The sequence below is a fragment of the Brevundimonas staleyi genome (assembly GCF_041893865.1).
Taxonomy (GTDB): Bacteria; Pseudomonadota; Alphaproteobacteria; order Caulobacterales; family Caulobacteraceae; genus Brevundimonas; species Brevundimonas staleyi.
In genome coordinates this window covers 922,866-939,731 of record NZ_CP169082.1, presented here as the reverse complement: position 1 = coordinate 939,731, position 16,866 = coordinate 922,866, and the positions used below count along the sequence as shown (strand labels likewise).

The window sequence follows — 16,866 nt, the reverse complement described above, 5'->3', positions numbered from 1 at the left end:
CGGATCAGGCCTCGGGCTCGGACGCGGGTTGGGGCGCGGGTTGGGGCGCCGTCACCGACGCCGGAGCGGCCTCTGCCGTGTCGGTGATCAGGTTCAGCTTGGTGAAACCGGCCGCAGACAGCCGCGCCATGACCCGGGCCACGGCCTGATAGGGCGCGCGACCGTCAGCGCGAACGAAGATGGACAGCTCGTCCCGATCGGTGCCCTCGGCGGCCTCGGCCACACGGTCGGTCAGGGCGTCATAGGCCGTCTCGTCCCTCTGGACGAAGATGGCGCCCTCCTGGTCGATCGAGACCGTCACCGGCGGCTTGTCGCTTTCGACCGCCGAGGCCTCGGTCTTCGGCAGCTCGACCGGAACGCCCACGGTCAGGAGCGGCGCCGAGATCATGAAGATGATCAACAGCACCAGCATCACGTCCACCAGGGGGGTGACGTTGATCTCGCTCAGCGGCCGTTTGCGTGCGCGACGTCGGCCGCGAACGTGGCCTCCGCCTCCGCCTCCACCCATCGCCATGGCTCAGACGCTCCGGCGGAAGTTCAGGTCCGAGGACGGCGGCGGGGGCGGCGGGGGCGGGGTCGCGGCCCCGCCGCCCAGACGGCGCGCCACGGCGGCCTGCAGGTCGTCGGCGAAGCTCTCCAGACGGCCGGTGAACTTGCCCGCGTCGATCGAGAATTTGTTGTAGGCGATATAGGCCGGAATAGCCGCCGCCAGACCCACGGCCGTGGCGAACAGGGCCTCGGCGATGGCCGGGGCCACGGTCGTCAGATTGGTGTTCCCCGCCGCCGCGATCCGGCCGAAGGCGTTCATGATGCCCCAGACCGTGCCGAACAGGCCGATGAAGGGCGAGGCGGTGGCCACCACCGACAGCACGCCCAGACCCTCCTCGATCCGCTGACCCTCGCGGGCGATCAGGGAATCCAGCGCCCGGTCGATGCGGGTCATCAGAAGGTTGCCCTCGGTGTCCGTCAGCGCGCCCTTGCGTCGCGTCTCGCGCCAGTCGGACAGGGCGATGACCAGCATGCGCGGCAGGGCGTGGGTCGGCTCGGGTCCGGCCTGGGCCGCCACCTCCTCCAGCGAGCGGCCGGACGACAGCGCCTTCTCGAAGGCGTCCGCCTGCCGGTTCAGGGCGACGAAGCGGAAGGCCTTGTCGATGATGACCGTCCACGACCACACCGAGGCGATGGCCAGCCCGACCATCACGCTCTTCACCACCCAGTCGGCGGTCATGAACAGCTCGACCGGGTTCATCATGGAGGCTTCGGCGGCGGGGATCGTCATAAGGCGGGTCCTTGGGCAGGCGTCGATCTTATCGAACCACGGGGCGTGGCGGTTGTAAGGCGGAAAGGTTTACGCGACCGCGACCGGGAGGGCGCCGGGGCCGATTGCGGCCGAACGGCCACGCTTTTCGAGTCTAGCCAGCCTCGCCCACGGGCGCCAGCCAGGGCCGGACCGCCTCGACCAGGGCCGGGGTCGGTCGGCGCGGCCGTCCGTCCAGATGGATGCAGACCGCCGTCACATCGGCCCGGCACAGGGCCTCCCCGTTCCGCTCGATGGTCTGGGAGATCATCAGCCGCACGCCCTTCACGCTGTCGTAGGTGGTCCGCACGACCAGGGCGTCGTCGATCCGCGCCGGCTTGATGAAGTTCAGCTTCATCTCCGCCACCACGAAGGCCAGCGGGGGGTCGATCTCCAGCAGCTCCGCATGGCCAATGCCCGCCAGCCTCAGGAAGTCCGACCGTCCCCGCTCGAAATAGCGGACGTAGTTGGCGTGATAGACGACCCCGGTGAAGTCGGTGTCCTCGTAATACACACGCACGGGCAGCAGGTGATCGCGACCCTCGAAACGGCCGGCGGTGGGGTGGTCGGTCTGGCTCATGGAACAGGCGATACAGGGTTGCGGGCGAAGGCGGGGCAATAACGCTGCCTCAGATCGCGAAACTCGGTCGGCAGGGGCTCGTCGGCGAACAGGACCCGGCCCAGACGCGAGATGAAGGCCACGGGCTCGTGCGTCGTCCCTCCCCGGTTGCGCGGCGCCGCATAGCCGCACAGGACCGGGCCGGAGCCGTCCTCGACATAGCGGACCTCCCAGTCGGCGCCGCGCTGTTCGCGAATCTGACGCTCGGCCATGCGGACCGGCTCCTCGCGCGACGGCCGGGGCGCTCCGCTGACGACCAGCCACAGGCTGATCCCGCCCAGCACCAGGACGGCGATCCCCAGAATGGGGACCAGGGTTCTGACGGTGAAACGGGTGCGCGCCATCGCGGGCAGCATGACCGGCTTTGGCCTTCAGGTGAAGCGGGTCAGCCCTTCCCGACGCCCGGCGAGATCGCCCAGGTCCGCACCTCGACCGCCGCCCTCTTCCGGGCCAGCAGACCCAGAGACATCAGCCACCCGATCACGAAGGCGGCGCCGTAGCCCACGGCCGGCGCCGGAAACCGCTGGGTCACCGACGCCAGCACCAGCACGACCCACAGGGCCGCCAGCGCATGGACCAGGGCCGGGCCGCCGCCCGTGTTCCGCCGCAGGGCCCGGATCAGGAAGGGCGAGGGGACCAGCGCGAGGACGACCGCCGCCGCGATCCCGGCCGCGGGCTCCGCGGCCCAGGCGGCCAGCACGATCCGCTCGACGTGATCCACGGGCGCGAGCGGATCCGGCCGTGTCACCGCCCAGACGAACCCCGCGACGGACAGGATCAGGGCGACGATCTCCGTCGGGGTCGCCCGACGCCGCGTGAAGACGACCGCCGCGATCACGGCCGCAAGCGCCGCCGAGGCCGCCGGATCGGGCTGGGCCGCGAACAGCAGGGCGATCCCCGCCGCCAGTCCCGCGACCGGCCATCCCGCCGGACGCACCGCCAGCACCCAGGCGATCAGGGGCAGGACCAGGGGCGCGGGCTGCAACGTCACCGGACCGACCGCCATCCACCGCCGCACGCCCTCGACGCCCGGCTCGGCCAGGCTGATCAGGATCAGGGCGAAGGCGAACCCCGTCACGCCGATGGACACCCTCGGCCCCGGCGCGCCCGAGGTCGCCGCCAGAGCCAGGGCCGCCAGTCCGCCGATCCCGTAGGCCGCCGTCTGCACCGCCAGCACGGGCGCCCCGATCAGGGACAGCACCGCCAGACTGACGGCGACCGTCAGCACGGCCTGCACCGCCAGCGCAGACCGGGAGGTCAGACCGAAGGGGATCATTCGAACAGTCCGCCCTGCGCGGTCGGAGGCTTGGGCGGCTCGGTCAGGCCCAGATGGGCATAGGCCTTGGCGCAGGCCATCCGCCCGCGCGGCGTCCGCTGGATGAAGCCCTGTTGCAGCAGGTAGGGCTCGATCACGTCCTCGACCGCGTCGCGCGCCTCGGCGATCGCAGCGGCCAGAGTGTCCATCCCGACCGGCCCTCCGCCATAGTTCTCGATCAGGGCCTTCAGGAAGCGCCTGTCGTTGGAATCCAGACCGACCTCGTCGATCTCCAGCCGCGACAGGGCGCGGGCGGCCACCAGCCGGTCGATGACCTTGGCCCCCTCCGCCTCGGCGAAGTCCCGCACCCGACGCAGCAGCCGTCCGGCCACGCGCGGCGTGCCCCGCGCTCGACTGGCGATCTCGCGCGCGCCCTCGTCGTTGATCGGGGCGCCCATCTTCCGCGCCGCGCCGGTGATGACCCGCACCAGTTCGTCGGGGGTGTAGAACTCCAGCCGCAGCGGAATGCCGAACCGGTCGCGCAGCGGCGTCGCCAGAAGCCCCGCCCGCGTCGTCGCCCCAACGAGCGTGAACGGCGCCAGATCGATCCGCACCGAGCGCGCCGACGGCCCCTCGCCGATGATCAGGTCCAGCACATGGTCCTCCATCGCCGGATAGAGGATCTCCTCCACCTGCGGGGCCAGTCGGTGGATCTCGTCGATGAACAGAACGTCGCGTGGTTCGAGGTTGGTCAGGATGGCGGCGAGGTCCCCCGCCTTGGCCAGGATCGGCCCCGAGGTCGCGCGGAAGCCGACGCCCAGCTCCTTGGACACGATCTGCGCCAGGGTCGTCTTGCCCAGCCCCGGCGGCCCGAACAGCAGGACGTGGTCCAGCGCCTCCTGCCGATTGCGGGCCGCGTCGATGAAGACCTTCAGGTTCCCCTTGGCCTGCTCCTGCCCCACGAAATCGGCCAGCGACTGGGGCCGCAGCGCGCGGTCATAGGCCTCGCCGGGGTTCAGGGAACCCGAAACGATACGGTCGTCGCTCATCGAACCCTTCTCCCCTCGGGGGAGAGGGTGGCTCGCGGAGCGAGGCGGATGAGGGGGCTGCCGGTCACACGCTCGCTATCGGACATCCGGACTGATTGAACCAGCCCCCTCATCCGAGCGGCTGCGCCGCCCACCTTCTCCCCCGAGGGGAGAAGGGACGCCCGCGCCATCACCGCCCCAGCTCCTGCAAGGCCGCCCGGATCACGGCCGACAGATCGGCCTCGTCACCCAGTTTGATCAGGGCCTGATCCACGGCCCGGCGTGCATTGACCTCGGCGATGCCCAGACCCAGCAGGGCGGACACAGCTTCGCCCGTCACGCTCGGAGCCGGCGCGGCGACCTCGGCGTGGACGCCCGGCGCGGACGGCGTGAACGACACATCGCCCAGAGGCTTGCCCTTCAGCTCGGTCACGATGCGCAGCGCCAGCTTCGGCCCCACGCCGTTGGCGCGACCGACCGCCGCCTTGTCCTCGCGCGCCACGGCTGACGCCAGCTCGCCCGGCGGCAGGACGTCCAGCACCGACAGCGCCGCCTTCGGCCCCACGCCCTGAATGGCCAGAAGGGTCGTGAAGGCCCGCCGCTCGTCCCGCGTCAGAAAGCCGTACAGACGCGGCCCCGCATCCTCGCTCCATTGGGAATGCACATGGACGGTCGCCTCGTCGCCGGGCGCCGGAAGCCGCCCCAGCGTCCGCGCCCCACACGCCACCACATAGCCCACGCCGGCGCAGTCGATCAGGCAGTGCCCCTCCTCGACCTCGGCCAGCACGCCCCGCAAGCGCCCGATCATCGACCTCTCCTCCCTGTCGCGCAGCGATGGGGAGGTGGCAGCGAGCCTCTTCGCGAGCTGACGGAGGGGGCGACCCGGTCGTGACGGTGAGGGAGTCCGGCCTTCAACGCCGCCTCGCCCCCTCCGTCACGGCGCTGAAGAAGCGCCGCGCCACCTCCCCATTCGCCGAGCGGCGAACAGGGAGGAGACAGGATCATCCGTCCGATCATGCCAGGGCCTCCAACAGCGTCCGCTTCCGCAGCTGCGCATGGGTGATCGCCACGGCCAGGGCATCCGCCGCATCCGCCTTCACGTCGCCGCTGGTCGGCAGCAGTCGTTTCACCATGAAGGCGATCTGGCCCTTGTCGGCGTGACCGGCCCCGACCACCGCCTTCTTGATCAGGTTCGGCGAATATTCCGCGACCGGCAGGCCCGCCCTGGCCGGCGCCAGCATCACCGCCGCCCGCGCGTGACCCAGCTTCAGGGTCGAGGACGGGTTCACATTGAGGAAGACCTCTTCGACCGCCGCCTCGTCGCAGTCGTGGGCGGCGCAGACCTCGCCCACCTTCTCCAGCAGCCACAGCAGACGCTCCGACAGGGGCGCGGTCTCGGGCGGCGTCACCACCCCGTGCGCGACCCAGCGCAGCCGCGACCCTTCGGCCACGATCACGCCCCACCCGGTGCGGCGCAGGCCGGGGTCCAGGCCCAATATGCGAGTCGTACTGTTCGTCATTCGTTCCTGTCATGCCGCAATCAGGGTTACCGGACAATGACCAACCCTCATCTCCGTCCACCCCAGCGACGGCTGGGGTCCAGATCACAGACCGGGAAGGCCGGGATTTCGCACCGGGTTTGCTGATCCATGCGCCGCCTTCGTTATCTGGACCCCAGCCTTCGCTAGGGTGCACGGGCAGGAGACGACAGCCTGCATTGCATATGCAACATCGCGGGACTATGCATATGCAATGAACCCCGACGAACCCTGCGTCTGCGGCCGCCTGCGCCGCACCTCCCGCGCCCTGACCCGCCGCTATGACGAGGCGCTGGCGCCCGTGGGCCTGACCGTGACCCAGTTCTCGATCATGCGGACCCTGTCCCGCCTTGACCGGCCCAGCCTCGCCGAACTGGCCGAGACCACCGCCCACGAAAAGAGCGCCCTGTGGCGCACAGTCCAACCCCTGATCCGCGCCGGCTGGATCGCCGCCGAGACCGAACAGCGCGCCCAGCGCCTGTCCGTCACCCCGACCGGGCGGGAAAAGCTCTCCGACGCCATGCCCCTGTGGCGCACCGCCCAGTCGAAGGTGTCCGAGGCGCTGGGCGCCAACGAGGCCGCCCTGATCGCCCTGCTGAACGAGATCGAGCTCCATGTCTGACGCCGTTCCATCGGGCATCTCGCGCCGCGCCTGGGTGATGATCCTCACCGGCGCCCTGATCGTCACCCTGTCCATGGGGGTGCGTCAGGCGTTCGGCCTGTTCCTGCGCCCCATCGGTCTGGATCTGGAGATCGACCGCCAGACCTTCGGCCTGGTCATCGCGGCCCAGAACCTGATCTTCGGCCTGGCCATGCCCTTCGTCGGCGCACTTGCGGACAAGATGGGCGCCGGGCGGATCGCCGTCGTCGGCGCCCTCGTCTATCTGGCCGGTCTGGCCGTCGCCGCCACGGCCGCCGGGTCCATGGGCCTGATGATCGGCTTCGGCGTCCTGACCGGCGTCGCCATGGCCGGCGTCACCTTCGTCGTGGTGCTGGGCGCCGTCGGTCGTGCGGTCCAGCCGCATGAGCGGACCGTCGCCTTCGGCATCGTCACGGCGGGCGGATCGCTCGGACAGTTCCTCGTCGTCCCGGCGGCTCAAGGCCTGCTCGACGCCTACGACTGGCGCGCGACCCTGTTCATCCTCGCGGCGCTCGTCGCCCTGATCATCCCGCTGGCGCTCGGCATCGCCGGAAAGCCCGTGGTCGCCGACAAGGGCGAAGGCCTGCCGCTCAAGGCCGCCCTGGCCGAGGCCGCTCGCGACCGCTCCTACTGGCTGCTGAACGCCGGCTTCTTCGTCTGCGGCTTCCACATCGCCTTCGTCGGCACACACCTTCCCGCCTACATCCGCGATCAGGGTCTCAGCGCCGGCGTCGGCGCGGCGTCCCTGGCCCTCATCGGCCTGTTCAACATCGCCGGCTCCTGGCTCTGGGGCGTCTGGGGCTCGAAGGGCTCCAAGAAGTCCCTGCTGGCCCTGCTCTACGGCCTGCGCGGCGTGGCCATGGTGATCTTCCTTCTGGTCCCCCTGTCGCCGATCAGCGTCCTGATCTTCGCCTCGACCTTCGGCTTCCTGTGGCTCGGCACCGTGCCCCTGACCAATGGTCTTGTGGCCCAGATCTATGGGGTGCGGCATCTGTCGGCCCTCGGCGGCATCGTCTTCCTCAGCCACCAGATCGGCGCCTTCTTCGGCGCCTGGTCGGCCGGCTGGGCCTTCGACGTCACCGGCTCTTACCTCGTCATCTGGCTGGTCTCGATCGGCCTGGCCCTGATGGCCGCCGTCGCCAACCTGCCGATCCGCGAGGCCCCTCTGGTCCGCCCGGAACCGGTCCCGGCCGAATGAAGAAGAACCTCATCCTCGCCGCCGCCTTCACGGCCGTCGCCGCCCTGGGCCTCTGGCTCTGGGCGCGGAACGGCTTGGCCGTCTGGGTCGACGCAGCCATCGCGTTTTGCACCTAGGTCAGTCGTCGCGCGGCACGACCGAGAACCCGGTCAGCCCCGGCTGATCCGCCAGCCGCGCCACCACCCCGTCGATGTCCATCGGCATCTGCCCCTTGGCCTTGACCTTGTGCTCGTGAAGCTTGCCGTCCGGGCTGATGACATGGCCGATCCGCACGGCCTTGATCCCGTCCTGTTTCAACAGGGCCCTCAGTTCGCTCTCGCGCGGCGCCGATCCCCGCGCCCAGCGCAGGTCGATGTCCATGACGCCGACGTGGGGCAGCTTGGCGTCCAGCAACCTCAGGATCGCCAGCACCGTCAGGGTCGCCCCCGCCCCCACCAGCGCCAGGTTCAGCATCCCGACGCCGTACAGCACCCCGATCGCCGAGGTGATCCAGAGCGACGCCGCCGTCGTCAGTCCGTGGACCGAGAACCCCTCGCGAAAGATCACCCCCGCGCACAGGAAGCCGATTCCGGTCAGGAGCCCGTGCGACATCCGCGTCGGGTCCACCACCACATTCTGCCCCGGCAGGGCCGTGAAGGCCCAGGTCGACTGGTGCATGGCCGCCAGCATCAACAAGCACGACGTCAGACACACCAGGATATGGGTCCGAAACCCCGCAGGATGGCCGTGATAGGTGCGCTCCACCCCGATCAGGCCGCCCGTCGTCATGGCGGCCAGAACCGGCCACAGAAGGTTGATGTCGAGGTTCAAAATACGCTCCGATAACAGACGAATTTTCCACGCTAGTCCTCAAGCATCGCCACACGCAAGTCCGGCGGGACACGGGCGCGGCTTCGGGCTAGCCTGATCGCCGAACAGAGGGATGGATCATGTCGAACACAACCGGCGCCGTCGTCGCGGCCAAGCGGATGCAGGCCGAACGCCAGATGATCGAGGCCCTGAAGGCGGCCGAGGCCTTCACCCCCGACAAGGCCATTCCCCTGATGCCGGAGAAGAACCTCGGCAAGCTCGCCCTGCGCGGCCTCTTGCGCCAGAACGCGGTCCGTCAGGCTCAGGCGGGCTTCTACTATCTCGACGAGCCGGTCTATGCGGGCATCAGGAAGACCCGCCAACGTCTGCTGATCGGCGTCGCCGTCATCGCCGTGGTCCTCGGCGGTGCTCTCATGATCGCCACCGCCTCCAAGGCCCAGACCGCCCCGGCGCTCCGCTCCGACCAGCAGGCCTTCCGCGCCCTCTATGAGGAACTGGTCGAAACCAACACCACCCTGTCCGAGGGCTCCTGCACCCTGGCCGGCGAGCGGATGGCCGCCCGTCTCCTCGCCGCCGGATACTCGGCCGCCGACGTGCGTGTGCTCGCCCCCGAGGACCGGCCGAAGGACGGCAATCTGGTCGCCACCCTGCACGGCTCGAATCCGAACGCCCCGGCCCTTCTGCTGCTCGCCCACATCGACGTGGTCGAGGCCAATCCCGCCGACTGGACCCGCGACCCGTTCACCCTGATCGAGGAGGACGGATATTTCTACGCGCGCGGCTCCTCCGACGACAAAGCCCAGGCTTCGGTCTGGGTCGACACATTGATCCGGCTGAAACAGGAAGGCTTCGCCCCCGTCCGCGACATCAAGATCGCCCTGACCTGCGGCGAGGAAACCGCGGCCATCCACAACGGCGTCGAATGGCTGCTGGCGAACCACCCCGAGACGCTTCAGGCCGGCTTCGCCCTGAACGAAGGCGCCGGCGGCCTGCTGGACGATCAGGGGAATCGCGTCGCCCTGGCGGTCCAGGCGGGCGAGAAGATCTATCAGGACTACACCCTCGAACTGACCAACCCCGGCGGCCATTCCTCGGTCCCGAGGAAGGACAACGCCATCGTCGCCATGGCGAACGGCCTCGCCCGCGTCGGCACCTACGACTTCCCGCTGGAGCTCAACCCGGTTACCCGCGCCTACTTCACGGCCCTCGCCGACATGCAGCCCCAGCACGCCGCCGATCTGCGCGCCCTGACGGCGGGGACGACGCCGAACACCGAGGCCGCCGCCCGGATCTCGACCGCCAATCCGTCGTGGAACGCAACCCTTCGCACCACCTGCATCCCGACGATGATCGACGGCGGCCACGCGCCCAACGCCCAGCCCCAGAAGGTCACCGCCAACATCAACTGCCGCATCCTGCCCGGCCATACGGTGGCGGAGACGCAAGCCGAGCTGGTCCGGCTGATGGACAACCCGGCCATCTCCATCGCCCCGGTGGGCGAACCCAGCCCGACAGCCCCGCCGCCCGTCCTGAGCAAGGCCGTCATGGGCCCGATCCGCGAGGTGGCCGGGCAGATGTGGCCGAACGTTCCGATCCTGCCGACCCAGACGACCGGCGCCACGGATGGTCGCTTCACCAATGCGGCGGGCATTCCGACCTACGGCGTCACCGGCATGTTCGCCGACCCGGCCGGCAGCGGCGCCCACGGCCTGAACGAACGCATCCGCGTCCGCTCCCTCTACGAAGGCCGCGACTTCCTGTTCGAGATCGTCAAACGCTACGCCGTCCAGGCGGACTAGGAAGCCGGCCGCGCATACCGGGCGAAGAAGGCCCACATGGCCTCTTCGTCCGCCAGCCAGAAATGGCCGCCCCCGACCGTCATCCGGGCGACCACCTGGGCGTCGTCGGCGCAGATCGCATAGCGCTCCTCATAGACCGTCGGCGCGACCCAGACGGTCGGCGCGACCCAGACGGTCGGCGACGGGGCCCCGCATCCGTTCAACTGGGCCCACCGCTGCAGGGCCGCGTGCATCGGATAGCTCCAGTAGGGCGCGCCTCCCCCTTGCGTCGGATTGGTCTGGTCCGCGTCCCCGGCGAAGGCGATGACCGGCGTCGGCGTCTTCGGCGTGCAGGTCTCCGGATCGGGCCGCGACAAATCCTCCGGGTCCGGATTGCCGGCGCGCAGACCCACCACCGGGGCGATGGCCGCGAACCGCCGGGGCTCGACACAGGCCATCCAGGACGTCATCCGCCCGCCGCCCGACAGGCCGGTCAGATAGACCCTGGCCGGATCCACGCATTGCTCGGCCACAAGCGCATCGACGACCTCGCCCAGATAGGCGACATCGTCCGCATCCTCCGGTCCCGGCGCCCGACCCAGGATCGTCGGCACGCCGGGGATGTTCCAGACGAAGCCGTCGCCCGCTGGAATGCCCGCGTCCGGCGAGGCGACGATGAAGCCGTGCCGATCGGCCGTCGCCTCCAGCGTCGTGTCCGACAGCATCTTCGCCCCCGTCCCCCCGCTGCCGTGCAGCAGGATCACCAGAGGCAGGGGCTGATCGCCCGCCGGCCGATGCAGCATCAGCGACCGCCCGCGATCCCCGATCTGAACCCGCTCAGTCGTCCCCGCCGCACCCAGCCCACAGGCGGCCAGCGCGGTCTCGGACCACCCCGAAACGACGACGGCGGCCACGACGGCCAGGCTCAGGCGGGACAGGATCTTGCGCATGCCGCCAGACTGACCAGCCATGCCCCTGCGGGCAAGCGCCTCAGCCGTGCTTTTCGACATAGGTCTCGGGGTCCTTGTTCACCGGCCGCACGCCCGTGATGTGATCGGCCTCGAAGGCCGCGAACTTCACCGCCAGATCGTGCCGCATCTCCAGCGAGGCGTTCCGCCGAAAGTCGGTCAGCCCCTGCCGTTCCTCCTCGCCCATGTGCTTGGAGTTGACGACGTTCGCCTTGCCCACCGCCGCGATCCAGGCGGCCGTGCCGACCTTGTGCTTCTCGACCGCCTTCACGGCGTCACGCAGCTTGTTGTGGTCCTCGATGGCGTCCTCGGTCTCGCCCTCGACCGTGCCGTCCTCGGCGTCGTTGGCCCCCTCGCCCAGCTTCAGGAGCTCCGGATAGAAGAACCGCTCCTCGGCCTCGGCATGGACGTCCAGAAACGCCTTCAGCCGCGACCACACCGCCGTCAGCGCATCGACGTCCTTCCGGTCGATCTGCTCGATGATCGAGAACAGCCGCCGCTGCTCGGCATGGTCGTCGAGGATCAGCTGGGTGATGTCCATGGGGCGGCTCCGGGGCTTGCGGTGAAGCCTCGATACGCCCTGTGGCCCGCGCCGGTTCCGTGCGAACGACTCGCGGTAGATCAGGCGAAGGGTTCGCGGCTCGTGTGCCAGACGCGCAGGATCACTACGCTGTCGGCCTCGGTGCGATAGACTAGGAGAAACGGGGTCGCGGCGACGACCAGCTCGCGCCTGCCGTCCGTTCTCGCCCTTCCCTTGTTCGGAAAATCACCCAGCCCGTCTGCGGCGTCAAAAACGCGTTCTTCCGTCGCGATGGCGGCCGAGACATTGTCACGCGCGATATAGGTGACGCCTTCGTCCAGATCGGCTTCCGCCTCCGGCGTCCAGACCACTTTCAAGCGGCGGCTGTCCATCGGGCGCGCCGCGCTCGCAGGCGGGCCACCACCTCTTCATGGGGGATGCCTTTTCCGGCGGCCAGCGAGGCCTCTGCCTCGGCTATCGCGGCGTCCAGGGCATCCTGTTCGCGCGCGATCTGTTCAGCTGCCTCGACGAGCAGATCACCGGACGGGCGCCCCCGACTCGTCGAAAGCGCATCCAGCTTGGCCTTCACGGCCTCGTCCATCTCGATGGTCACGTGCACGGTCATGGCGGTCAGCCTATCACGACGGCCGCCGACCGAACATCACCCCGCGAACTTGGCCATGTCCTCGTCCGAGATGTCCTCGTTGGAATAGACCATCGAGACGTCGTCCTCGGCGTCCAGGGCGTCCAGCAGCTTCATCAGCGTGCCGACGTGATCGCCCGTGACGGTCACCTCGGTCTGGGGTTTCCAGACGATGGCGGTGGACTTCGGGTCGCCCAGCACCTTGGACATGGCCTCCGCCACATCGTTCAGGTCCTCGAAGGCGGTCCAGATCGTGTGGCCCGGCGCGTCCTCATAGATGTCCGGCTTGACCAGATCGCTCTCGACGTCCGATGCGCCCGCCTCGATGGCGGCCTCCATCACGGCGTCCTCGGTCCCGGCCTCGGCGGCGTAGGTGATCTTGCCGACCTTGTCCCACATGAAGGCGACCGAATTCATCTCGCTCAGGGCGCCGCCGTTCTTCTTGAAGGCCGCGCCGATGTTCGAGGCCGCGCGGTTGCGGTTGTCGGTCAGGGCCTCGACGATGATGCCCACGCCGCCCGGACCCCGGCCCTCGTAGCGGACCTCTTCCATCGTATCGACGTCGCCGCCGGCGGCCTTGTTGATGGCGCGCTGGATCACGTCCTTGGGCAGGCTCTCGGCCTTGGCGTTGTTGACCGCCAGACGCAGGCGCGGGTTGAGGGCGACGTCGGGCATGCCCGACTTGGCCGCGACCGTGATGTCGCGCGACAGCTTGGAGAACAGCTTGGAGCGCTGGGCGTCGGCGCGCCCCTTGCGGTGCATGATGTTCTTGAACTTGGAATGGCCGGCCATTTTAGTCTCTTGAAGGGCGCTAACGCTCGGCTCGCGGAGCCTCGCTGCTTGAGCGCGGTCGGTGTTGGAGTTCGGTTTGGGGCCATCTATCCCGCCCGCGCTGATCTGTCACCAATCGGTCGCCGGAACCGGCGAGCCTCACGGGTATTTCCCTGCTGCCTACGACCGGAGCTTGACCATGTCCGACAACCCCCTGCACGACGCCGACGCCTATCTCGAGGACGACCTCGACGAGGCGGACATCGTCGAATGGTACGAAGCCCGCCCCGTGACCGTCTCCACGGCCGTGGCCACCGGCTCCGTCGTCGCCGCCTTCGCCCTCGGCGTCCTGACCGCCGTCGGAGCGCTCGCCCTCATGGGCTATATGGACGAAGACTAGCGTTCTCGATCTCGATCGGGAGACCTGGCGGGGTCTAGAAGGCTGAATAGGGAGATCAGCGCGGCGACGATCAGACCGTTGCGCAACAGAACTCCCAAACCAGCTAGTTCCTTGGCAGGTATGGGCCACGACCACTCTTTTGTCGCGACCAACCATCCGGCAAATCCGCACGCCACGATCACCATCAGCAACGCCGTCAGAACAAACGTTCCGACCACGCGGAGAAGTCGGCGCTTGGCGCGACGCCCCATCTCGGAACCTCAGTCCGCCTTCAGGTTCTCGACCACGCCCCTCAGGGCCGCGCACAACGGCTTCGGACGCCGCGTTTCCGCGTCCACATAGACGTGTACGAAATGGCCGATGGCGGCGGGGTGCTCGACGCCCCGGCGGAAGACGGCGAAGCCGTATTTCACGCTCGACGTCCCGACATGATCGACCTTGATCCCCACCTCGATCACGTCCGGGAACGCGAGGGACGAGGTGTATTGGCACCCGGAATCGACCACCAGGCCGATGGAGTCCTTCAGGGCGCCAGCGATGATCAGGTGCGCGTTCACCGCCGAATCCACGAACTCGTAGAATTTGGCGTTGTTGATGTGGCCGTACTGGTCGTTGTCCGCCCAGCGGGTGGAGACCATGTGGTAGGCCTTGTAGGCGTCGCGCCGGGCCAGTCCGCCCAGATCGGGTTTCGGCATCCTTGATCGTTCCCTGTCTCGCCGGCTTGATCGCCGATCCTGAAGTCAGACGCTCGGGCTTGGCCTCCCCTGCGTCAAGCGCCTATCGAGAATGATCGCCTGTTTCCGACGAGGCCCGCCATGTCCGCCGTCACCACCCGCGCCGCCGTCCTTTCCGCCATGGGGGCCGCCCGCCCCTATGGCGACAGCCGCCCCCTCTCCATCGAGACGGTGACGCTGGACGCCCCCGGCCCCGGAGAGGTCAGGGTCGCCATCAAGGCCGCCGGCCTCTGTCACTCGGACCTTTCCGTCATCAACGGCGACCGGCCCCGCCCCATGCCCATGGCCCTGGGGCACGAGGCGGCCGGCGTGGTCGAGGCGCTGGGCGAAGGCGTCACCGACCTCAACATCGGCGACCACGTCGTCATGGTCTTCATGCCGTCCTGCGGCCATTGCAATCCGTGTGCGGAAGGTCGCCCCGCCCTGTGCGAGCCCGGCGCCGCCGCCAACGGCAAGGGCGAGCTTCTGGGCGGCGGAAAACGCATCCACAGCCACGGCCATCCGCTGAACCATCACCTCGGCTGCTCCGCCTTCGCCGAGCGGGCCGTGGTCTCGCGCCGCTCGCTGGTGAAGATCGACCCGGCCCTGTCGTTCCGGGAGGCCGCCCTGTTCGGCTGCGCGGTCCTGACCGGCGTCGGCGCCGTGGTGAACACCGCCCAGATCAAGGCCGGCCAGAGCGCGGTCGTCGTGGGTCTGGGCGGCGTGGGCCTCGCCAGCGTGCTCGGCGCCCTGGCGTCGGGCGCCTCTCCCGTCATCGCCGTGGACCTGTCCGAGGACAAGCTGGCGCTGGCCCGCACCCTCGGCCCGGTCCAGACCGTCAACGCCGCCGACGCCGATGCGGCCGATCAGGTCCGCGCCCTGACCAGCGGCGGAGCCGACTTCGTGTTCGAGATGGCCGGTTCGGTCCGCGCGCTGGAGGCCGCCTGGAAGATGACCCGGCGCGGCGGCACGACGATCACGGCAGGGCTCCCGCCGCCCGACGCGGCCCTTCCGGTCAACGTGGTCTCCCTCGTCGGAGAGGAGCGGACCCTGAAGGGCTCCTACATCGGGACCTGCGTCCCCAGCCGCGACATCCCCCGCTACGTCGCCCTCTACCGCCAGGGCCGCCTGCCCGTGGACAAGCTGATGAGCGGGACCATTCCGCTGGACGACATCAACGCGGGCTTCGACCGGCTCCACGCCGGAGAGGTCGTCCGTCTGGTCGTGACCTTCTGAACTGACGCCCGGCCTGTTCCAAACTCCGTCACCCTCGGGCCTGTCCCGAGGGCCTATCCGTCAGCGGCGTGGGTGGTGGGTGATCAGTTCCGTCCGAAGATACCTCTCCAGCGCTCGCGCCTCGGAAGCATGGATCCTCGGGACAGGCCCGAGGATGACGGATGAAGTCAGTTCGTCGGCGCCGAGGTTGTCTCGGCGGCCGGGGCCGTCTCATCCGCCGGAGCCTCGGCGGGCGTATCCGCCGCCGGCGCCGGCTCGCCGGACTGCGCGGCGATCTCGGCCGCATTGGCCTCCATTCGCACCGCGGCCTCGACGGGCGGCGCCGGTTGCCGACCGTTGTCGCAGTAGTCGAAGAAGGCCGCCAGTTCGGCCTCGCCCAGGTCCTTGCCGACCAGCCGCATGTCCGCCTGGCTCAGCCCCACACTGATCGTGCCGCTGGCCTTCAGGGCGCTGATGACCGGATGGTCGGTCGTGGCCGAACTGTCGGGCCGGAAGGTCCCGGTCGCCGTGCCGGAGGTCAGCACGGCCTCCTCCTCATAGCCCCAGGACATCTCCACCGACTTCGATCCCGGCAGGCAGGTCAGGGTGAAGACGCTCACCCCCTCGGCCCAGTCGCCGTCCCCGAAATCCAGTTCGCCGGTCCCGCCGTGGGCCAGGAAATGCCAGTCGTAGGTCGGCGGCATGGCATCGCCCCGCACCACCGGCCCGGTCGCGTTCTCATCCGTCTCCGACCCGGTCGGCTGACATGCGACCAGGGAGACCGCGGCCATGGACATGACGGCGGCGGATACGGCGAGCGAACGGATCATGGGCAAGTCCTGAACAGCAACCGTCCCCCGACGGCGGATTAACCCTAGGCGCTCCGGGGGCGCTTCGCCAAGGGCGTGACAATCGGCTAAGGCATGGCTAGAGGGAGAGCCAAGTCCTCAAAGGAAACGCACTACGATGGCCACCGAACTCTACGACCTGACCGTTCCGCCGTTCACCCGGGGCCTGCGCGCCCTGAACGGCCTGCTGGACAAGGCCGTCGCCCATGCCGAGGCGACGGGCGTCGATCCGGAAACCTACCTGTCGCTTCGCATCATCGACGACATGAACCCCTTCGTGAAACAGGTTCAGACCGCCTGCGACAGCCCCAAGCTCTGCCTCGCCCGCCTGTCCGGCGTCGCCGCCCCGGTCAATGACGACTCCGAGACCACCATCGCCGAGCTGAAGGCCCGCATCGCCTCCACGCTCGACTATCTGGCCTCGGTCCCGCGCGAGGCGATCGACGGTCAGGAGCAGAAGGAGGTCGTCCTGACCTTCCCCGGCGGCGAGATGAAGTTCCTGGGCCAGCCCTACGTCACCGGCTTCGCCATCCCGAACTTCTACTTCCACATCACCACCGCCTACGACCTGCTGCGCGGCGCCGGCGTGCCGATCGGCAAGCGGGATTATATGGGCGGGGTGTAG

The 16,866-nt window shown here is 69.1% G+C and carries 22 protein-coding genes; 6 read left to right on the top strand and 16 right to left on the bottom strand.

Translation table 11 applies throughout. The annotated features are described in order from the left end of the window. Positions 1–4 precede the first annotated feature (4 nt). The 8 genes from tolR to ruvC all read right to left on the bottom strand — a co-directional run bounded on the left by tolR (position 5) and on the right by ruvC (position 5,719). Positions 5–514 carry a protein TolR gene (gene tolR / locus ACETK8_RS04750; protein ID WP_374038369.1) on the bottom strand — a complete coding sequence of 170 codons (510 nt, stop codon included), beginning with the start codon at positions 512–514 and terminating at the stop codon, positions 5–7. A 3-nt stretch (positions 515–517) separates the two neighbouring features. Then, entirely contained in the window at positions 518–1,279 is a 762-nt protein-coding gene (tolQ, locus tag ACETK8_RS04745; protein WP_374038368.1) for a protein TolQ, read from the bottom strand. 133 nt (positions 1,280–1,412) lie between these two features. Next, the gene (gene ybgC / locus ACETK8_RS04740; protein WP_374038367.1) at positions 1,413–1,877 is read right to left on the bottom strand and encodes a tol-pal system-associated acyl-CoA thioesterase; all 465 of its coding nucleotides are present in this window, start codon (positions 1,875–1,877) and stop codon (positions 1,413–1,415) included. Next, positions 1,874–2,272, bottom strand: a complete 399-nt coding sequence (locus tag ACETK8_RS04735) for a hypothetical protein (RefSeq protein WP_374038366.1) — start codon at positions 2,270–2,272, stop codon at positions 1,874–1,876. Before ACETK8_RS04735 ends, ybgC begins: the two co-directional genes overlap by 4 nt. Before the next feature lie 29 nt (positions 2,273–2,301). Continuing rightward, complete coding sequence (locus tag ACETK8_RS04730; protein WP_374038365.1) at positions 2,302–3,192, bottom strand: hypothetical protein; 891 nt, start codon at positions 3,190–3,192, stop codon at positions 2,302–2,304. Next, positions 3,189–4,220 carry a Holliday junction branch migration DNA helicase RuvB gene (gene ruvB / locus ACETK8_RS04725; RefSeq protein WP_374038364.1) on the bottom strand — a complete coding sequence of 344 codons (1,032 nt, stop codon included), beginning with the start codon at positions 4,218–4,220 and terminating at the stop codon, positions 3,189–3,191. Before ruvB ends, ACETK8_RS04730 begins: the two co-directional genes overlap by 4 nt. 169 nt (positions 4,221–4,389) lie before the next feature. Then, positions 4,390–5,007: a Holliday junction branch migration protein RuvA gene (gene ruvA, locus ACETK8_RS04720; RefSeq protein WP_374038363.1), complete on the bottom strand. Its 618-nt coding sequence runs from the start codon at positions 5,005–5,007 to the stop codon at positions 4,390–4,392. 205 nt (positions 5,008–5,212) lie between these two features. Then, a complete protein-coding gene (gene ruvC / locus ACETK8_RS04715) occupies positions 5,213–5,719 on the bottom strand; it encodes a crossover junction endodeoxyribonuclease RuvC (RefSeq protein ID WP_374038362.1) in 507 nt (168 codons plus the stop codon). 232 nt (positions 5,720–5,951) lie between these two features. On the opposite strand from ruvC, the gene ACETK8_RS04710 reads away from it, so the two are divergent. Together ACETK8_RS04710 and ACETK8_RS04705 are read left to right on the top strand one after the other, a co-directional pair. Further along, a complete protein-coding gene (locus ACETK8_RS04710; protein WP_374038361.1) occupies positions 5,952–6,359 on the top strand; it encodes a MarR family winged helix-turn-helix transcriptional regulator in 408 nt (135 codons plus the stop codon). Continuing rightward, positions 6,352–7,575, top strand: a complete 1,224-nt coding sequence (locus ACETK8_RS04705; protein WP_374038360.1) for an MFS transporter — start codon at positions 6,352–6,354, stop codon at positions 7,573–7,575. Before ACETK8_RS04710 ends, ACETK8_RS04705 begins: the two co-directional genes overlap by 8 nt. A gap of 117 nt (positions 7,576–7,692) precedes the next feature. Here the strand turns inward: ACETK8_RS04705 and ACETK8_RS04700 are convergent, their stop codons facing one another. Continuing rightward, positions 7,693–8,385 (bottom strand): MgtC/SapB family protein, encoded by a 693-nt coding sequence (locus ACETK8_RS04700; protein WP_374038359.1) that lies wholly within the window; start codon positions 8,383–8,385, stop codon positions 7,693–7,695. Between the two features lie 119 nt (positions 8,386–8,504). Here ACETK8_RS04700 and ACETK8_RS04695 point away from each other — a divergent pair, with 119 nt between their 5' ends. Beyond that, positions 8,505–10,184: a M20/M25/M40 family metallo-hydrolase gene (locus ACETK8_RS04695; RefSeq protein WP_374038358.1), complete on the top strand. Its 1,680-nt coding sequence runs from the start codon at positions 8,505–8,507 to the stop codon at positions 10,182–10,184. Here ACETK8_RS04695 and ACETK8_RS04690 read toward each other — a convergent pair. From ACETK8_RS04690 to ACETK8_RS04670, 5 genes are all read right to left on the bottom strand, one after another. Next, positions 10,181–11,134 carry an alpha/beta hydrolase family esterase gene (locus tag ACETK8_RS04690; RefSeq protein WP_374038357.1) on the bottom strand — a complete coding sequence of 318 codons (954 nt, stop codon included), beginning with the start codon at positions 11,132–11,134 and terminating at the stop codon, positions 10,181–10,183. The genes ACETK8_RS04695 and ACETK8_RS04690 overlap by 4 nt on opposite strands. A gap of 19 nt (positions 11,135–11,153) precedes the next feature. After that, positions 11,154–11,672, bottom strand: coding sequence for a hemerythrin domain-containing protein (locus tag ACETK8_RS04685; protein WP_374038356.1), 519 nt, complete (start codon positions 11,670–11,672; stop codon positions 11,154–11,156). An 80-nt stretch (positions 11,673–11,752) separates the two neighbouring features. After that, positions 11,753–12,043 carry a type II toxin-antitoxin system RelE/ParE family toxin gene (locus ACETK8_RS04680; RefSeq protein ID WP_374038355.1) on the bottom strand — a complete coding sequence of 97 codons (291 nt, stop codon included), beginning with the start codon at positions 12,041–12,043 and terminating at the stop codon, positions 11,753–11,755. Continuing rightward, positions 12,025–12,276, bottom strand: a complete 252-nt coding sequence (locus ACETK8_RS04675) for a CopG family ribbon-helix-helix protein (protein ID WP_374038354.1) — start codon at positions 12,274–12,276, stop codon at positions 12,025–12,027. Before ACETK8_RS04675 ends, ACETK8_RS04680 begins: the two co-directional genes overlap by 19 nt. A gap of 36 nt (positions 12,277–12,312) precedes the next feature. Continuing rightward, the gene (locus ACETK8_RS04670) at positions 12,313–13,086 is read right to left on the bottom strand and encodes a YebC/PmpR family DNA-binding transcriptional regulator (RefSeq protein ID WP_374038353.1); all 774 of its coding nucleotides are present in this window, start codon (positions 13,084–13,086) and stop codon (positions 12,313–12,315) included. A 178-nt stretch (positions 13,087–13,264) separates the two neighbouring features. On the opposite strand from ACETK8_RS04670, the gene ACETK8_RS04665 reads away from it, so the two are divergent. Continuing rightward, on the top strand, positions 13,265–13,465 hold the full coding sequence (locus tag ACETK8_RS04665; RefSeq protein ID WP_374038352.1) for a hypothetical protein: 201 nt from the start codon (positions 13,265–13,267) through the stop codon (positions 13,463–13,465). A 260-nt stretch (positions 13,466–13,725) separates the two neighbouring features. Here the strand turns inward: ACETK8_RS04665 and ACETK8_RS04660 are convergent, their stop codons facing one another. Continuing rightward, a complete protein-coding gene (locus ACETK8_RS04660) occupies positions 13,726–14,160 on the bottom strand; it encodes an acyl-CoA thioesterase (RefSeq protein WP_374038351.1) in 435 nt (144 codons plus the stop codon). A gap of 120 nt (positions 14,161–14,280) precedes the next feature. Here ACETK8_RS04660 and ACETK8_RS04655 point away from each other — a divergent pair, with 120 nt between their 5' ends. Next, positions 14,281–15,414 carry a zinc-dependent alcohol dehydrogenase family protein gene (locus ACETK8_RS04655; RefSeq protein ID WP_374038350.1) on the top strand — a complete coding sequence of 378 codons (1,134 nt, stop codon included), beginning with the start codon at positions 14,281–14,283 and terminating at the stop codon, positions 15,412–15,414. A gap of 167 nt (positions 15,415–15,581) precedes the next feature. On the opposite strand, the gene ACETK8_RS04650 is transcribed toward ACETK8_RS04655, so the two are convergent. Then, the gene (locus ACETK8_RS04650) at positions 15,582–16,223 is read right to left on the bottom strand and encodes a hypothetical protein (protein WP_374038349.1); all 642 of its coding nucleotides are present in this window, start codon (positions 16,221–16,223) and stop codon (positions 15,582–15,584) included. A gap of 136 nt (positions 16,224–16,359) precedes the next feature. On the opposite strand from ACETK8_RS04650, the gene ACETK8_RS04645 reads away from it, so the two are divergent. Then, positions 16,360–16,866 carry a DUF1993 domain-containing protein gene (locus ACETK8_RS04645; protein WP_374038348.1) on the top strand — a complete coding sequence of 169 codons (507 nt, stop codon included), beginning with the start codon at positions 16,360–16,362 and terminating at the stop codon, positions 16,864–16,866.

Coding starts and splice junctions, on each gene's coding strand:
- ACETK8_RS04665 (WP_374038352.1), top strand. CDS start 13,265: ATGTCCGACAACCCCCTGCACGACGCCGACGCCTATCTCGAGGACGAC.
- ACETK8_RS04660 (WP_374038351.1), bottom strand. CDS start 14,160: ATGCCGAAACCCGATCTGGGCGGACTGGCCCGGCGCGACGCCTACAAG.
- ACETK8_RS04735 (WP_374038366.1), bottom strand. CDS start 2,272: ATGCTGCCCGCGATGGCGCGCACCCGTTTCACCGTCAGAACCCTGGTC.
- ACETK8_RS04690 (WP_374038357.1), bottom strand. CDS start 11,134: ATGGCTGGTCAGTCTGGCGGCATGCGCAAGATCCTGTCCCGCCTGAGC.
- ybgC (WP_374038367.1), bottom strand. CDS start 1,877: ATGAGCCAGACCGACCACCCCACCGCCGGCCGTTTCGAGGGTCGCGAT.
- ACETK8_RS04650 (WP_374038349.1), bottom strand. CDS start 16,223: ATGATCCGTTCGCTCGCCGTATCCGCCGCCGTCATGTCCATGGCCGCG.
- ACETK8_RS04675 (WP_374038354.1), bottom strand. CDS start 12,276: ATGACCGTGCACGTGACCATCGAGATGGACGAGGCCGTGAAGGCCAAG.
- ACETK8_RS04705 (WP_374038360.1), top strand. CDS start 6,352: ATGTCTGACGCCGTTCCATCGGGCATCTCGCGCCGCGCCTGGGTGATG.
- tolR (WP_374038369.1), bottom strand. CDS start 514: ATGGCGATGGGTGGAGGCGGAGGCGGAGGCCACGTTCGCGGCCGACGT.
- ACETK8_RS04680 (WP_374038355.1), bottom strand. CDS start 12,043: ATGGACAGCCGCCGCTTGAAAGTGGTCTGGACGCCGGAGGCGGAAGCC.
- ruvA (WP_374038363.1), bottom strand. CDS start 5,007: ATGATCGGGCGCTTGCGGGGCGTGCTGGCCGAGGTCGAGGAGGGGCAC.
- ACETK8_RS04670 (WP_374038353.1), bottom strand. CDS start 13,086: ATGGCCGGCCATTCCAAGTTCAAGAACATCATGCACCGCAAGGGGCGC.
- ruvB (WP_374038364.1), bottom strand. CDS start 4,220: ATGAGCGACGACCGTATCGTTTCGGGTTCCCTGAACCCCGGCGAGGCC.
- ACETK8_RS04730 (WP_374038365.1), bottom strand. CDS start 3,192: ATGATCCCCTTCGGTCTGACCTCCCGGTCTGCGCTGGCGGTGCAGGCC.
- ACETK8_RS04655 (WP_374038350.1), top strand. CDS start 14,281: ATGTCCGCCGTCACCACCCGCGCCGCCGTCCTTTCCGCCATGGGGGCC.
- ACETK8_RS04695 (WP_374038358.1), top strand. CDS start 8,505: ATGTCGAACACAACCGGCGCCGTCGTCGCGGCCAAGCGGATGCAGGCC.
- ruvC (WP_374038362.1), bottom strand. CDS start 5,719: ATGACGAACAGTACGACTCGCATATTGGGCCTGGACCCCGGCCTGCGC.
- ACETK8_RS04685 (WP_374038356.1), bottom strand. CDS start 11,672: ATGGACATCACCCAGCTGATCCTCGACGACCATGCCGAGCAGCGGCGG.
- tolQ (WP_374038368.1), bottom strand. CDS start 1,279: ATGACGATCCCCGCCGCCGAAGCCTCCATGATGAACCCGGTCGAGCTG.
- ACETK8_RS04710 (WP_374038361.1), top strand. CDS start 5,952: ATGAACCCCGACGAACCCTGCGTCTGCGGCCGCCTGCGCCGCACCTCC.
- ACETK8_RS04645 (WP_374038348.1), top strand. CDS start 16,360: ATGGCCACCGAACTCTACGACCTGACCGTTCCGCCGTTCACCCGGGGC.